The following is a 1157-nucleotide window of genomic DNA, read 5'->3' as shown; positions in this document are numbered from 1 at the left end:
GCATATCGTGAGCGATACTCAACGAAAGTACCCTAATTTTCCATCTGAAACAATCAAGACTGGGAAATGTGCTATGAATACCGAAATCCAGTGGCGGATATGCTGGGAGGACCAGCTTACGCCGACTGATCACGTGGAGCCGGCGAAACGGGAGACAGCGTGTCGGAAGGAGCCCGAACTGTGACCGGACGTTGCCCGGCCAGCACGTTTTCCGGTGGTCAGTCGGGGACTCGCCGCATCGCCCTCACGTTCGACGACGGACCGGATCCTTATTACACCCCCCGGATTCTCGATCTGCTCGCTGAGCATGAGGTGGCCGCGACATTCTGTGTGCTCGGCACCTACGCAGCCGCACATCCCGATATCATCTCCAGGATAGCCGCGGAGGGCCATCTCCTGGCCTGCCACTCGATGACACACGCCGATCTGTCGCGCTGTGGCGAGCAACAGACACGGTGGGAAATAATGGCGGCGAGCCGGACGCTGCGGGCTGTCGCTCCCACCGCGCGGGTGCAGTATCTACGCACACCGTATGGCCGGTGGAACGACGGGGCGCGGCGCGTGGCGGCCGAACTCGGCCTGCAGCCTCTCGGCTGGACGATAGACTCGCGTGACTGGTCGGCACCGGGGGTGACAGAAATCATGGACGCCCTCCGGCAGCAGCTCCATCCGGGTGGGATCGTACTGCTACATGACGGATGCCTGCCCGAAAGGAAACGTGGCTGCAGCGCCGGTCACCAAGACCAGACGCTGGCTGTGGTGCCGCTTCTCATCCGCGAGCTACGCCACCAGGGTCTCGTCCCCGGTCCTCCGCTGCTGGAGGCGCTGCCCCGGCTGCCGGCGGCCGGCACACCGATGGGGTACGGCTGGTAAGGGCGCGGGGCCGGTGGAGCCGCGGCGACTGACAACTGAACCGCCGCTTGCATGAGATTCGATGGGTCAGAATCAATACCAGCCACAGCCGAGCCACCGAATGAAATGGAATACTCGCGACCCCATCAGGGGCCCTGCAAAAATTGGAAGATTTTCCTATGAAAACGAAAATTCAGTGGAAAACGTACTGGGAGAATCAGCTCGAACCGGGTGACCACGCGGAACTTGCCGAGTTTTTTCGAAACACCTACAGAGCTGTGGGTGCCTGGAACGTGAAACATTTC

Annotated in this window: 1 protein-coding gene and 1 pseudogene; both read left to right on the top strand. The window is 61.2% G+C overall.

Annotation, left to right across the window (positions count from 1 at the left end; translation table 11 throughout):
* Nucleotides 1-180: 180 nt before the first annotated feature.
* The gene (gene nodB, locus DD1DGNOD_RS12465) at nucleotides 181-873 is read left to right on the top strand and encodes a chitooligosaccharide deacetylase NodB (RefSeq protein ID WP_131770174.1); all 693 of its coding nucleotides are present in this window, start codon (nucleotides 181-183) and stop codon (nucleotides 871-873) included.
* Between the two features lie 158 nt (nucleotides 874-1031).
* Nucleotides 1032-1157, top strand: a pseudogene (locus DD1DGNOD_RS12460) (acyltransferase); the annotation flags it as partial.

Origin of the sequence: Candidatus Protofrankia californiensis, assembly GCF_900634765.1 — a bacterium.
Classification (GTDB): Bacteria; Actinomycetota; Actinomycetes; order Frankiales; family Frankiaceae; genus Protofrankia; species Protofrankia californiensis.
This window is presented reverse-complemented; position numbering and strand designations above follow the sequence as displayed.